The organism is Nodularia spumigena CCY9414 (genome assembly GCF_000340565.2).
Taxonomy (GTDB): Bacteria; Cyanobacteriota; Cyanobacteriia; order Cyanobacteriales; family Nostocaceae; genus Nodularia; species Nodularia spumigena.
Genome location: NZ_CP007203.1, coordinates 2,515,112 through 2,530,240 on the forward strand (window position 1 = coordinate 2,515,112; position 15,129 = coordinate 2,530,240).

A 15,129-nucleotide genomic window follows, 5' to 3' on the forward strand; every position below is an offset into this window, starting at 1 on the left:
TCGGTTTAACATTGCTGATCAATTACGTCAGATCAGGGTTTACTCTAGAAGCTAAGTTAGACTGTTCGCAATTGTGAGTTATTAGTCATGTTTTTGTTTCTAGAACTGATGCCTTTTTGACATTATGAGTTTATCCTGCGTCAACCTTGGAAATCAAGGCCGAGTGGAATCTAAACACTACCAATATACAGGCTTTTTTAGAGATGCTGAGAAAGGGTTTTAACCTGCTTGACTTTTATTTATATTTATGGTAACCAACGGGGATGAAATCCGACTAAAGGTAGTTTTTCTGGTCTGATGGTATTATTTGCAGCATCGTCAATGGGTAGTAAAGGCATTAACCATAGGCTACTAGTAGCGATCGCCTCCCCATCTTCGGTCTTGAGAACGTTTGCAGATAAGGGTACGGGATCTATCTGTGGCATCACTTGATCAAAGAGCAAGCCCAAACCATCTGGTGCTAAACTCATTTGCACATTCCTCTGTTCAATTGGTAATAACAACAGTGGTTTTTGTTCTCCCGTTTTCAAGTCAATTGCTACTAAATAAGGCTGTTCTATATATTCTTCATCGGATATGAGCTGTGTCAACAAGCAGTAGAGGGTAGGTGAAGCGGGGTCAAATTGGCAATTAATAATAGAACCTGTGGTTTTTAACAGGGGTTTTTGGATGCCTTGGTTAGTTACCAAAAATAAATCCCTGGTATAATCCGTATTAAATTTTACCATTGCTGCTTGGGAACCATCTTTGGAGAAAGACTGCACTAACCCAAATTGTGGGAGAAAATCGAGGGGTTTGCTGGCATCAGTTTGTAGTGGTAAAATAGCTGCTCCTTGACCTTGGGCAACTGCGACGGCTTTACTATCGGGAGTGATGAGAAAGTCTCCCCCTGGCTGGCTTTCTAGGCGTTGGGGCGTGGGTCTTTCTCTACTATTACTATGACTGGGCATAAACCATAGCCCAAAATCGCTGGGATTATTTCTGTTCCCTCGTTGAACAACAATTGTTGTCCCATCTGGGGATAAGTCAAATTTCAGGTTTTGATATTGCTTATTGTCTAAAATCAGGTCAACTTTACCTGCTGCTGCTGCTGGTGTTTCCGGTTGGGCGGAAATACCTGTTGTGACTGTATATAACTGAGCCGATAGTAGGTCTTGATTATTATTGGTGCGAGCCGAAAATAAAATCTTTTCCCCATCTGGAAATGGCTTAAAGTCCATGATAATCAGGTCTTTGGGGGTAATGATATTTTTTTTCTCTTGGGTTAAGTTGTAGAGAACTAACTGACCTTGATTTTCTACATCGGCTCCTATGTACATAATGACGCGATCGCGGGATCTAAAGTTACCTGTAAAGGGCTGTATGACTCGATTTTTCCCTTCTTGTTCAGCAAACCGATCTCTTGCGTCTTGTAACCGCACTTCATAATTCGTCCCATAGGGTGCGGGTGTGAGCAGCGTATAAACCATCCTTCGCCCTGCCCAACTAATTTTACCTGCTAGTGGCGGCTCGATTTTCAAGTTTTCCTCTACGCTTTTAATGTCCATTGGGCGACTAAAGTTGAGCGTGAAGGAAGTATCGTCTGCGCCAATTTGTTGATTTTCCCAGGTAAATTCTCGCACACGAGCGGCTACCACATCACCTTTAAATATCATGAATCCAATCAACAGAGTTAGTAGCACCATAAATGCGATCGCCACGCGATCTAATGGTTGGATCGATGTTTTGGATGTAGCCATTTTTCAGTTATCAGTTATCAGTGATCAGTTTTCAGTTGTCAGAGAATAGTTTTAATAACTATAAGGATTGCGGGGTTGGGGAATTTGTTTAATGGAGGTAGCAGCAATAGTCAAGTTGCGTTTACCTGCGAGAGTTTCTGTAATCATTTTTCCTTCTATTTCTAGCCAAGTGTCAGGAGGATAGCGCTTTTGATTTTCTGGTAGTTTAACTGGCAATCCTACAGGATAAGCATCTGCTGCACAACAAGTCAGCACAAATCGTGCTAAGAAAATATATTCTTCTCCTATATCTGGTGGGTGAATCACAAAGCCCTGAACTTTGGCATCTTGACCTGTATAAGAGTCTGGTTCTGGGTAGACATTAAGTGTGCGCGCCCAATCCACAAGTGAGCGATCTTCGGGGCGAGTAGAAGGACGAAAGGACTGGGGTTGAGCGCGTCCAGTGGATAGTAAATCAGTCACACCCAACTGCATGGCGGTGTCACTAGCAAAAACGCGGGGTGTAATCATTAAACCCAAAATCGCCACAGTTAATAACAAGCTACTACCCCAGCCAGGAGGAAATAAATTGAGATGTTGAAGGTTAGAGGTAGCAGCCCGGCGACGTTCCCGCCAAACTTCCCGTATTTTCAACAAGCCAATAATAACGAAGGCGATACCACAACCTACCACCAACCCAAAGAAATTGGGGTGAATCAACAAATATAATTTGCCTGATAGCCAGTATTGCAGCATCAAAATTCCCCAAGTTGTGACTGCTAAGGCATCCAGCCAAGGGAATAAGAGATTTTGCAGGTTAATTTTAATTTTTTTAGCCATTGGTTAAGAGTAATTAGCCAGTAGTCAGTGAAGAAGAATATAGCAGTTATCAGTTATCAGTCAAGAGGCATATTTGAGTTGAATAATCCCGCTATATCGGCGTTGACTAAATAAATTGAAAACTAATCACTGAATTCCGATAAATGGTAAAGGTTGATTGCGGGTCTAAATTCCTTACCGTCCGCCTTAATCACTGATAACTGATAACTGTTAACTGTTAACTGATTTACAGCACATACAAGTTGAGGAACAGGGTAAAGAGAAAGGTCAATTGTGCCGCTAAAGCAAATAAGTAGAATATAGTCTTGGCATTAAAAACGGTTAACATCAATCCAATACTTTTGATGTCAACCATAGGGCCAAATACTAAAAATGCTAATAGGGAACCACTGCTAAAAGCGGAAGCAAAAGACAGGGCAAAAAATGAATCCACTGTGGAACAGACTGATACAACTGCGGCTAATATCAGCATGACGACAATGGAACTAATGTGTCCCGCACCCAAACTGAAGATTAAGTCACGAGGAGCAAATACTTGAACAGAAGCGGCGATCGCACTACCTAAAATCATTACGCCGCCCAATTCCCGCAATTCCTGGATGACATTATCTAAAACTAGGCGTAGTTTATCCGCTACAGATTTATTGGGGTTGGCGGCTGGGGTCGTCTGTAATAAATTAGGATCTAAGGGTTGAGTCAGTCCTGCTTTTCCTCCTAAAATATAAGTCCCCGATTTCAAGACACTGGGTACTGTATTTGGTGGTTGTGCTGCGTAACCTCTGCTACGGCCTTTAGTTTCTGGCTCGACTGGTGGGTTGAATTTGAGATAACGGGCGATCGCTGGTTGAACCAGAGGTTTTACATCTTTTTGAAAACTGAAAACAATCGCAATAATTACAGCAATTGATAAGGAAAATACCACTCGTAAAACGACTATTTCTGGCTGATCTCGAAAGGCTAGCCAAGTTGCCCAAATCACAATAGGGTTAATCGTTGGTGCTGCTAGCAAAAAACCAATAGCCACGGGTGTGGGTACTCCCTGCATCAGCAACCGCCGCGCTACCGGGACATTACCGCACTCACACACCGGAAACATAAAACCGATGAGACTACCTGCTAAAGCACCCAGTACCGGATTTTTGGGCATTCTGGTGACTAATTGGCGCTCATCGATAAAAATCAGCAGCACACTGGAGAATAAAACCCCAAACAGCAAAAACGGCATCGCCTCGACTAGCAAACTCAGAAATATAGTGAAACCATTGTTCAGTTGATTCATGGGTGTCGCAGTCAAAAGCGGTTGAAAGATTTTAGGTTATGCCTAGCCATTCTATCGGAATGGGGATCAAAAGTATCTATCGGTAACTTGATCTGATTTAAACAGAAACTTAGGGTTCTGTGGCTAGTCATGCTTAAACGTTTATTAGCGCTGTTCAGTTGTAAATAGTTAAATTTAATCTTGTGCATTTACTGAAGCTGACTGATTTGCAGATTGTCCCATGTCCAAAATTGTTCCAAGTTTAGGGACATAAACATCTAGCTCCATGATTTTGGATTACCTCATGTTTATACTGACTCTCAACTATATGTCAGGATGTGATCTTCCAGTAAATTTCATAAAGGGTTCATTGTGTTTAAACATTCGGGCATAGCGCTAGTGCTGAATCGATATGTCCGCGTAGCGTCTTGTCACTTCGCTGTTGATTGCTAATTTATCTAATTTTGGCGCTTTCTGTCCAAATCCCAGACAGCGATTGCTAAAATTTAAGCTGATTACTTGTCAGCTTTGTAAATATTAGAGTTACCAGTGTCACAAGATTTTAACCCCTTAATCTCGCCGCCAGTTTTGCCTCGTGCGAGCGATCGCGACCTCAATTTAGACTCAGTAATCCAAGAACTGCCAATATACCACTTTCAGCTAGAAATTAGTTGTAGTGGCGTTGAACTTGCTCATTTTTTGGAAAAATACCCACTCCTACCCGGAGCAATCTTGCTAGATCAGGGAGAATTCATGGGGATGATTTCGCGCCGAAGACTGTTGGAATTTCTGATTCGCCCTCGTGGACAAGAGTTATTTACCCAAGAAACATTGGGTGTCCTTTACAGTTATGCGCGCACAGCTATTTTGCTGCTACCGGGAACAACATCGATTTTAACAGCGCTACAACATACTTTGAGGCGATCGCCTGAACTTTTAGCAGAACCCATCGTAGTCCAAACCGCAGCCAATACCTACCAATTATTAGATATACATGACTTAAACATCGCCGCTTGGCAAATTCAAGGAATCAAAACTCAAGTGCGCTATGAACGCAGCCAAGTCCAAATGATTCAAAATGACAAAATGGCACGTCTAGGGCGCTTGGTAGATGGCGTAGCACACGAAATTCTCGATCCCGTTGGTTTTATCTGGGGTAATTTAACTTACGTTTCTAACTACAGTCAAGACTTACTCAAGCTCATAGCTCAATATGAAAAAGAACTACCTCAAATTTCCCCGGAAATTAACCAACTTAAAGAAGAAATTGAATTTGATTTTTTAGCAGAAGATTTATCAAAAGTTCTTACAAGTATTCGCACTGGGGCAGACAGATTAAAAAAACTTTTTTCTGGCTTACAAAACTTTTTCCATATCGATGAAATTCATCCCAAGCCCGCAGAATTACACGCCTGTATAGATAGTATTGTACTGCTGATGAAGAGTCGATTAAAAGGAGAAATTCAAATAATTAAAAATTACGGTAATTTGCCACCAATATATTGTTTATGGGGCAGTTGAACCAAGTATTAATGAATATTTTAAGCCAAGCTATAGATGTTTTACTTAATGAATCATTGCGGCAAAAGTTTTATCCAGAATCTACGAATACTGCTAAAAAACCACGAATTGAAATTACCACCAAAGTCATTTCTCTAGAACCAACCCAACCAGATGCGCCAGATTCACGCTGGGTTTCAGTCTGTATTACTGATAATGGTCCTGGAATGTCTCAAGAACTGCAACAGGAAATTATGGAATCTTTCTCTGTAGAAAAATGGGCTGATAAAGAAACAAGTTTAGCAATGAGTTATCGAATTATAGCAGCAAGACATGGTGGCAAATTAAACTTCCGTTCACAACTAGGCGTAGGGACTGAATTTGAAATATTATTACCTTTAGTATGAGCAAATTTAACTGTATGCTATTCCCCATTTCTTAGTACAGACGTGAACAATCGCGCCTGTACTTCTTCAACTCACTCTGGCTTCTCCACAGGAACTAAAATATATGCAGTTTGGTTACTCGGTGGATTGACGCTATCACTACCAGATGGCTTAACATTTTGAACGGCACTTTTAGCTATGTTTACCGTCCCTTTCAGAGTTTCGCTAATACCTTGATCTGCGCCCTTAACAATCTCCACAGTATTTTGTACAGTATCGTTAACATCTACAGCCGTACCTTTGACACTTACCAGAGTATTTTTAACAGTATCATTAACATCTATTGCCGTACCCTTAACAACACCACTGACATCTTTAACAGTATCGTTCACACCCTCAGCGACTAATTTAATGGCATCACCTACCCCCTTTATAGTTTGATTAAAATTATTAGTTGTATCCTTAACTAAATTACCGACATTTTTCACACTTTCGTTCACTCTTTGGGCTGTACCTTTCATAGCTAAAGCCCCAGCTAATGCACCTAAAGCAGCACCCATAAAAGTTCCAAATACTATTTTAGATAACTCATTAGTTGAATTTTGATTTGCTGTGTCAATATCGGCTTGATTTGTAGAGACATCTTTCTTGTCTTCAAGGGTATCCGAAAACTGCCGATTTCCATTCATGATCATTACCTCTTCATCTATTTTCCGGGTAAGGATTTGAGGTTTTTAATCTCAATGTGTTGGTTTGATTTCTTGTGGGCGCATAATCGCGCCCCTTGGGCGTTCATCTAACTATCAATCCGATTAATCTCTTGTTCTAAAGAACTATCTTCAAAAGTCTCTACAGAAATTTGCTCATTTACAAAACTTGTAGATTCACCAACATATCCTTCTGTATACTCTGGGGTGGAAATGTAGATCGACTGGGTACTCGTGTCTCGCTGACCCATCCCCATACCTTGATTTTGAGTCTCTTGGCTATCTTGCTTACCGCCATTTTCAGAGGGTCGAGAACTCTGTGCGGCTTGCTTTGTCATTTCCGCAGTGTCTTGTACCGCTTGGTTCACATCCTGCGCTGTTTTCTGAACCGCGTTCAATGTACCTTCTGCGGTTTGCTTCACTCCCTCAGCAATGTCTAACCCATCACCCATAACCGCATGACTCGCACCTTCAGCGAAACTTTTAGCTACGTCTCCGACTCCTTTTGCAGTATAACCAAGACCTTCACCGATAGTTTTTGCTGCGTCTCCAACACCTTTCATGGTGTGGTTAAATCCTTCACCAATTCTTCTCCCAGCTAAAGCGCCAGCTAATGAACCCAAAGTTCCGCCAATAAGTCCACCAATTAGCGCTCTACTTAATGCTGGATTCATTCTGCCGTTTTCTCGACGAGTTTCGGGTTGAGATCCAGTTTTTGCTGTATCAGAACGAGATTCGCCTGTAGTTGTGCGGTTAGCCTCTTCTTTACTAGATATTCCTGTTTCCCTATCCGCCCTTCTTGTACCAACAGAAGATTGGTCTGTAGTGGTGCGGTTAACATTTTCACTCTGATTATTTGCAGTCTGCTTACTCTCAACCATATGAATATTCTCCTTAGATAAAAACGATTAAGTTAATCTGATATCCATTGTTATGTAAGTCCAATTTAGCGATTATAGATTAAGGCTTAACCGTTCTTAAGGCAGACATATTAGACTATACAGTCTATCTATAGTTGAGTGAATTGTAATGTTTAGCTGTAGCTACAAACACAAACTAATTAAAGTTTTAAAATGGCTATAAATAAGCTAATTTACAATTTTTACCGAGAGTTAGGGATGGTTTGCAGTAAGTTTTCGCCTCTTTGGTAAATATTACGTGCATGGTCAGTCCAGGAACCTTGTCCCCAGTAACGGAAACAGCTAGTTTGCAGCAACAGGTTATGTAACAAAAGATTGCGGTATTCTGATGAGTTTGTGGGCAATATATTATCTACCTTTTGATGAAATAAACTGCTTAATTCATACATGGGAGAAATGACGTTTTCATATCCTTTTACCCAACTAATATGATTTGTCCATGAGGCTCCATCCATATGAAAGTTAGGATTTGTCTGTTTTAATTCTTGAATGGCACTTTCTACAGCTTCAGGTTTGCAGTTTTCCGGTGCTACTCTTTGCCAAATTTGATGTTGTCCTACTGGTTGACAGGTGGGATAATCTTCGGGTTGACAACCAGCATCTGTGATTAGTTCTAAATATTCTGTACCACACACGCCAACAACGCCAGATTTACCTCCCCCATTATTAACCATATCGCCCCAAGCTTGTTTGAATGCACTGGGAAATTCATTCATCATGACTCCACCATTTTCACCATCCCCAATTTGACTAACAATGGGTGGGATTAAAACATTTCCTACTGGTTGCTTATCTAAAGTTTTAGCTTCATAGTAAGGCTGCATCTGAGCGACTAATTTAGTATCTGAACCTTGGGTTTTAATTAAGGCTGTAATACTAATTGTTTCGCCTTGAGAATTACGGGCTATTAAACGATGTGGTAAATGTTTGTGAGTGAGAGATTGTCCGTTAATTGTTTGTACGGAATGTTCTTGTACAAGTAACCAGCGATAGCCGCATTCTTTCAGGGCTTTGATAAATGCAAATAAGGTGTCAGGATGATTGGGAAGGTGCATTTCTGGGGGAGAAAATCCTTTGACTCTCGCTAGTGCTGACCAACCAAAAATGGCAGCAAAATGATGTTGCCATGCGACGATATGCGATTTAATATCAGCTATGGGTGTGGAAGGAATGACTGCATGACCCCACATTGTCCCCAGCCATTCTACATAGGGTTGATAAGTGCGATCGCAGGTAATACGTTTGAGATTATCTAAAATATCGTTGCGTCCCATTTGTCTGAGTCCCCACAACAGATTACCTGAGTAATCCAACATGACACGAGGATTGCAACCTTGATCGACGAGTTCGGGGATCAAGTCCCCCATGCGGCTGTAACAATGGGCGAAAGGTGCGGCGTTATGGTTGTCCCCTTCGTGGGTATGTTCAAACATATATTGCAGATTGCTAATTAATCCGCCATCATGTCCAGCCGGGATGGTGGGCTGGTGCATATGTAAGGCGATCGCAAATACAGCTTTTACGTCCTCTAGGCGGATATTGGTGGAGGGTAAAAAGACAGGTGCATCATGGTTAACTACAGAAAGCACTTCTGTTTCCCAACCGGAAATATTTGGTAAATTATCGATGATTTCGGGCAAAGTAGGAAGCGTGGTAGGCAATGTCAGCATTTATGATTGCTCCGAAATAAGTTAAATTTATTCATTTTGCACCGATTACATGAATACTCCCAGCCATGCAATTCTCAATTTGGTCATTTTTAATCAACAACTACGAGATCAGGCAAGTCCGGCGATTCTCATCGGTGCGGTCTTACCAGATATTCCCATCTTTGTGTTCTACTTGCTGATGAAGTTTGTTTACCGTCTACCGGAAAAGCAGATTTGGTCAGAGGTTTATTATCAACCTTTTTGGCAAGGTATTGTGAGTACGTTTCATTCAGTCCCTCTGGCTGTGCTGGGATTGTTGATTGCCCATTTCTGGAATTGGCAACTGATAGAGATTGCCTTAATCAGTATGGTGCTGCATTCTTTGTTAGATTTCCCAGTCCACAACAACGACGCGCATCGGCACTTTTTTCCTTTGAGTAATTACCGTTTCATCAGTCCTGTTTCTTATTGGGATCGTAATCATTATGGTGCGATCGCTGCTTTGGTGGAATTTTTATTGGTGATTGGAGCTACAATTGTCCTCTTTAGCTCTACGTTAACGCACTGGGGAAAAGTCAAACAATTTTAGATTTTAGATTTTAGATTTTAGATTGACCCCACAGATAAATCTACGGGCTTGAGGATTTTAGATTTGGGATTTTCGATTGATTGATTCCACAGATAAATCTGGGGGCTTGTACCATTAAGGAACTATTGGTCATCCTAATTGCGGTCAATGTGTTCTACCTGGTGGGTTATTACCGTTTTTATCTGAAAAGCTCAAGTGATTGACCGCAGGGTAAAATTATCGAATTTTAGCAAGAGAAAAAATTTAGGTTCTTGACCACAATAAATCACTAAAGCGGTAAATTTTTCTCATAAAGCTGGGTCTTTCAGGATGCTGTGATTTTGTCAAGGTGGGCGGAGTGGCGATTTGTAATATTATTTCTAGCAGCCAAGGGGCTAGACGTTGACACCACACTGCTAAATGACTTTGCCAACCTACTAGAATTTCTGGTGCATCTTTTTGTAACCCAGAGACGAGTACCTCCGCTACTTGTTCGGGGTTCATGGGGATCACCCAGCGAAATAATTTTAAGTCACGCGCCATATCTGTGTCTGTGAGAGTGGGTAATAAAGCAATGACGCGGATATTGTGTTCGGCGAGTTCGCGCCGCAAGGCTTGGGTAAAGCCGATGATGGCAAATTTGGTAGCTGAGTAAGTCGCCATTGTCGGTGCGGCTACTTTCCCCATCAAACTGGAGACATTGACGATTGTTCCTTGCTTTTGACTCACCATGCGTCGGGCTATGAGGCTGGTGAGGTTGTACATTCCCAATAAGTTGACTGAGAGTTCTTCTTGCACTTGGGGGAGTTTGGTTTGCAAAAAGGAGGTTTGATAGGCGACACCTGCACAGTTAACCAGGAGATGAATGGGACCATAGTTGCGCCACAGTTGGGCTACGGCTATGTTTACTTCAATTGTTTTAGTTAAATCAATGGATAAGATTGTGGTTTCTACGCCCATAGCCTCGATTTGGTGAGCTACTGCGGTTAATTTTTGGCGATCGCGTGCTACCAAAATCAACCGCTTGATCCCTCGTTGTGCTAATGCAAGAGCGATCGCTTTACCAATACCACGAGAAGCCCCAGTAATTAGAGCAACTTTACCTTGAATATTCATCGGTTTTAACCTCCAAAATTGTAGTCTTACCCTACTCTTAGTGATTGCCGACAGATACAATCAAAGCTACTCGCTTGCTTGCACAAGGTAAGACAAATAATCAGTCGTTATTGAAATTAAAAAGTAAATAAGCCTTTGGCAACGAAATATTCCTAGACTAATCTGCATTGTGTATTCAAGACATTTCTGCCTTGTTTTCCCGATAAAAAATCAACAATTCACACAATTGGCTGAATGGATATAGCTCATAGGTTTTATCTCTCCTAAATTCAGAGCGTTCACCAGCATCGTTACCAACACACACCTTAACAATTAAATCAACGTATTGCAATATTATTTAATAAGAATTTCTTAACACTTCTTAATCTAAAACTTTCATGACTCTGTTACCTCTGCGCCTCTGCGGTGAGTCACGAATAGGGTGTAGGGGTGTAGGGGGTAGGGGGTAGGAAAGACGGTAGGTCGGGGCTTGGAACCCCCACCAATACAATCATTTTGAGAAGAGGGGGTTGTGACCCACTGGTTGTTCGATGCTCTTTCTTCCCCCACACCCCACACCCCACACCCCGCTCGAAGGGGGCTTGGTCAATTCATGATTTTGCCTAAGTCCCAGATAGATAAGTTTTAATTAGTGCTGAGTCCTGTTAGCCGAGCGGGGCGTGAGCAGCGTGCTGGCTTCGTCTGTATGGTTACGCCACGCAAGCTATCACCCGCCGCTCCTCTTCATTCAGCACGAGCGCACTTTTTTGGTAATTGAGCTATACTATGATTTCTGTATATTTATTGAAGCCAATGGAGAGGAAGTCAGAGCAATTCGCCGACGTAAGTCCAAGATGCGGCATTCCTGTGAAGTTGGAAGCCCCACCCTCAGACGAATGCAGGGTGGGGTAACTCACGAGTTTTAACTATTAAAGATTGGTAAAAGCAGCGAAAAATCCTGACAAACCTAATTCTTTCTTAAAAATCATCAAGAAACTGACTTAGGCGGCTGATGACGGGATCAACCTCCTCAAGAGGGTTATCAAGATAAGTAGTATTAGCTACTTCTGCTACTGACGCTGATGGAGTTGAAGACTCAATAACTGGCCGCTCAGTTACCATAACTGCCAAATGCGCTATTTGTTGCGTAAGTTGCAAAATATGGCCTTCTATCGACTCCAAACGATGAGATTCTTGAGCAAAAAAACGTTCCTCTAGGTCAGCCAATTGACGTTGCAACTCATCGATTTTTGTTTCAACCGCATCTGTTGCTACTATTTTTGGACTAGGTTTTACAGTTTCCGGTACACATAAAGCTTGCCATAGAGCTTCTTTACAGATGTCGCTAAAAGTTTTGTCAGGTAGTTGCTCCAAATAGTTGTCCACAACTGCTAACAAGCTCTCATCACCAACTTCTGGGTTGAATGTTACCGATTTAACTACCTTTTTTGACCATTGGAACATCAGTTTTAAGCCCTAGTAGCTCTACCCACAGACAATTGCGCCTCTCCATAAATATACTGCCCCAAGGCGTTAGCCTGACGGGAGGGTGCAGATAAATGGGCATTAATTTGAGCTTCTTTGAGTAAACGTTGAACGTCTTCCCAGAAGAATTCACCACCGCCACCAGTGATAATTACATCTGTTACCCGCTCTGGCAACCAGGCTAACACACGACTACAAATGTCTCGAGAAAACATTTCTATGAGGTTAGGGAGAAAATCGTCAAGGTTGGTGGGCTTGCTTGCACCTTTAGGACGATATAGGCGTTCACCTTTGGGTTTGTTGACAGCAGTAATCAGTGCTAAAGATTGACTATCAGCTCCGTCTATTTCGGCTGCTACCATATCATAAAACTTATTCATCCCGAAGTCTTCACTTTGAGAAGCACCACGGGCAAAACGGAAGTTATCCACCATCAAAAGATCAATGGTTTGATGTCCGATATCGACAACTGCTACTGATATTTTCGTAAAATCGGGAACTTTACCACCTGTCTTAGGTTGAGCTTCCGACCACAGAAGACTGCCATAACCTTCTGGCATGACCCAAATTTTGGTAATATTCAGCGAAACAGATTCGCCTCGGAAGTTGAAAACATGAGGACCAGTTACCTGGCTGGTCAACTGAGCTTTTTCCTTTTCAAATTGTTCTAAAGAAAGGAAAGGAAGACCCATGATGACTGAGATTTCGTCTTTGAGTTTGAAGTAGCAGGCGCAGGACAAAACTTTGATGAGTGCATCCTCTACTTTAGATTGTCCAACTCCTAAATTCGCCCCAAAGTCTGCTGCTAGCTGACCAACAGCATATCCATACCCTTGATACTCCAGCCATAAATCCATGAGAGGGTCAGTAGCCCTGGCTTCAAAAACACCACCCTTAACTTGTTCTATGGACATTTTCTTAACGTTGGCAGGTACGAACACTACATTGGCTGGTTCGCGGCTGATACAAGTTTTGGTAGAAGTTCTGCCTAAATCAACACTGAGAATGGTTTTGCCGCCAAGATTTGGTCTATTGGTTGCAGGATTAGCATTGATGGGGATATTAGCTGCCCTATTTAGAGGTATGGCAGCAGCATTCATCGGGGTAGCGGCGGAAGGTTGGTCTGTCATAAAATCTCCTAATTCTTACTTAACTTTAAAAATTTATCATGCTCATCTTACAAATTTTGGAGACAACCAAAATTCTAGGCTCCGTTAAGTGTAGCTAGAAATACGCCAAATGTTTAGTTTAGGCGATAACTTAGGTGGGCTTCTTTAGGAGACGCGTTCCCGTTCGCTAACGCGAATTCAGCATGATTATTTGGCATATTTACGGCGAATTTTAACTAGATGTAACCCCAGTTTCCACTAAAAGTAGATATTTCAGCTTCTAGTGCTTTTGTGTTGCCATTTGAGTAACCAACCAAAAAGTGCTAAAAGCCAACTCCCCAGCATGATTGTATATCTAAGGGCAAGGTACTTGTCCACAAGTTCGTACTGATTAGCAAGAAGCATCCAGAATATATGAGTAAATATATTTATAATTTTCTCAGGTTAATTGTATAAACTCTATTAAGTGCTAATATATAAAAGAGCATTTACGCCGATTAAAATCTTTCCGAAGTGCTTTGATTACTTGACAAAAATTTCAGGTTTAAGATGATAGGTAACTTTAAACGCTTTCTGTATTCTAGTTTTTGATGTAATTTTTTCAGATGTTACCAAAAAATTCCCAATTCAAAACTCAGGAGTAGGGGCAAACAGACAAAGGGAGAACTTTATTTCCAATGCCTAATGCCCCATTCCTGTTTTAAACTGTTGAGGTTAATGACTGCACTCTCGATTCAGATTGCCAGTCTAATGGATTCAAAACCCGATCTTCTAAAGCCATTTTCTCAATTAAACTTGCCAATCTCAGAGCTTTGAGGGCTTGTTCACCACCTACCGAAGGTTGATTACCACCGTGTACGCAATTGACAAAATGCTCCAATTCTGCACTCAGGGGTTGGACGTTAGTGGTGTAAACTTTCTCAATCAAGCCATCCTGTCTATACAGCACTTGTCGATGGTCATTGAGAGTGTTGTGATTGGTTTGTCGGTGAATTAAAATTTCATTTTTGAGAAAATCTGCTTCTGTAAATGAGTTTTTGCAATGAGCCACAATGCGGCGGATTTTCCGGTGCGTGACTTTGCTAGCAGTTAAAGTAGCAACAATACCATTGGCAAAGCCCAAGGTAGCTGTCACGTAATCTAAATACCCAGAATCCAAAGAACGAGTACCGCTAGCCGTTAACTTCACCACTGGAGAAGCCGCTAGTTCTAATAACAGGTCAATGTCGTGGATCATTAAATCCAGCACTACGGAAACATCATTGGCCCTGTCTGAGTAAGGACTCATGCGATGAGCTTCTAGAGCCAGCAAATTTTCGGTTTTCAGAACTTTACTCAGTTCTTTAAATGCTGGATTGAAACGTTCAATATGACCCACTTGCAAAATGCACTGAGAATCAGCCGCAGCATTTACTAGGGATTCTGCTTCAGAAATGCTGGCAGCAATGGGCTTTTCAATCAAAACATGAATTCCGGCCAATAGACAGTTGATGCCTACTGCGTAATGCATTCGGGTGGGAACTGCAATACAAACTGCTTCCACATGGGGTAGCAGGTCACAGTAATCTTCAAAAAAATGTCCCTTATATTTACTAGCTGTTTCTAAGCCTCGTTCAACATTAATATCTGACACACCCACCAGTTCAACATCTTTCATGGAACTCAGTATGCGAGCGTGATGTTGTCCCATGTTACCCACCCCAATTACGCCTATGCGAATCGGTTTTGGTTGATTTCGCTGTGTATATGAATTTGGTTCTGCCACTGAAATGCTATTTTGCACTATTATTCTCTCCTCCACCACCAAATTTAGAGACGCTACGGCCGTTGGCATTTATACTTGAAAGCCAGTTATGCTCTGTCGAAAACCATCCAGATGGTAACATAGAGGCTA

The 15,129-nt window shown here is 41.7% G+C and carries 11 protein-coding genes and 1 pseudogene; 2 read left to right on the top strand and 10 right to left on the bottom strand.

Annotated elements, in window-relative coordinates; all coding sequences use genetic code 11:
• Positions 1 to 245: 245 nt before the first annotated feature.
• From NSP_RS11200 to NSP_RS11210, 3 genes are all read right to left on the bottom strand, one after another.
• Complete coding sequence (locus NSP_RS11200) at positions 246 to 1,739, bottom strand: hypothetical protein (protein ID WP_006198040.1); 1,494 nt, start codon at positions 1,737 to 1,739, stop codon at positions 246 to 248.
• 51 nt (positions 1,740 to 1,790) lie between these two features.
• Positions 1,791 to 2,558, bottom strand: coding sequence for a TIGR03943 family putative permease subunit (locus NSP_RS11205; protein WP_006198041.1), 768 nt, complete (start codon positions 2,556 to 2,558; stop codon positions 1,791 to 1,793).
• Positions 2,559 to 2,784: 226 nt separating this feature from the next.
• Positions 2,785 to 3,837 carry a permease gene (locus NSP_RS11210; protein WP_006198042.1) on the bottom strand — a complete coding sequence of 351 codons (1,053 nt, stop codon included), beginning with the start codon at positions 3,835 to 3,837 and terminating at the stop codon, positions 2,785 to 2,787.
• A gap of 528 nt (positions 3,838 to 4,365) precedes the next feature.
• On the opposite strand from NSP_RS11210, the pseudogene NSP_RS11215 reads away from it, so the two are divergent.
• Positions 4,366 to 5,723: pseudogene (locus NSP_RS11215) on the top strand (sensor histidine kinase).
• Positions 5,724 to 5,794: 71 nt separating this feature from the next.
• On the opposite strand, the gene NSP_RS11220 reads toward NSP_RS11215, so the two are convergent.
• From NSP_RS11220 to NSP_RS11230, 3 genes are all read right to left on the bottom strand, one after another.
• Positions 5,795 to 6,391: a hypothetical protein gene (locus NSP_RS11220; protein WP_017804077.1), complete on the bottom strand. Its 597-nt coding sequence runs from the start codon at positions 6,389 to 6,391 to the stop codon at positions 5,795 to 5,797.
• A gap of 107 nt (positions 6,392 to 6,498) precedes the next feature.
• Positions 6,499 to 7,290, bottom strand: coding sequence for a hypothetical protein (locus NSP_RS11225; RefSeq protein WP_006198046.1), 792 nt, complete (start codon positions 7,288 to 7,290; stop codon positions 6,499 to 6,501).
• 221 nt (positions 7,291 to 7,511) lie between these two features.
• Positions 7,512 to 8,999, bottom strand: a complete 1,488-nt coding sequence (locus NSP_RS11230) for a hypothetical protein (RefSeq protein ID WP_006198047.1) — start codon at positions 8,997 to 8,999, stop codon at positions 7,512 to 7,514.
• Between the two features lie 49 nt (positions 9,000 to 9,048).
• Between NSP_RS11230 and NSP_RS11235 the strand changes: the two genes are divergently transcribed.
• Complete coding sequence (locus NSP_RS11235) at positions 9,049 to 9,567, top strand: hypothetical protein (protein ID WP_006198048.1); 519 nt, start codon at positions 9,049 to 9,051, stop codon at positions 9,565 to 9,567.
• A 243-nt stretch (positions 9,568 to 9,810) separates the two neighbouring features.
• Here NSP_RS11235 and NSP_RS11240 read toward each other — a convergent pair whose 3' ends face one another.
• The 4 genes from NSP_RS11240 to NSP_RS11255 all read right to left on the bottom strand — a co-directional run bounded on the left by NSP_RS11240 (position 9,811) and on the right by NSP_RS11255 (position 15,018).
• Complete coding sequence (locus NSP_RS11240) at positions 9,811 to 10,662, bottom strand: SDR family NAD(P)-dependent oxidoreductase (protein WP_017804078.1); 852 nt, start codon at positions 10,660 to 10,662, stop codon at positions 9,811 to 9,813.
• Between the two features lie 957 nt (positions 10,663 to 11,619).
• Entirely contained in the window at positions 11,620 to 12,105 is a 486-nt protein-coding gene (gene fcmC, locus NSP_RS11245) for a filament morphology membrane protein FcmC (protein WP_006196665.1), read from the bottom strand.
• 5 nt (positions 12,106 to 12,110) lie between these two features.
• Entirely contained in the window at positions 12,111 to 13,256 is a 1,146-nt protein-coding gene (gene fcmB / locus NSP_RS11250) for a filament morphology actin-like protein FcmB (RefSeq protein WP_006196666.1), read from the bottom strand.
• Between the two features lie 679 nt (positions 13,257 to 13,935).
• Complete coding sequence (locus NSP_RS11255) at positions 13,936 to 15,018, bottom strand: Gfo/Idh/MocA family protein (RefSeq protein ID WP_006196670.1); 1,083 nt, start codon at positions 15,016 to 15,018, stop codon at positions 13,936 to 13,938.
• Positions 15,019 to 15,129 lie beyond the last annotated feature (111 nt).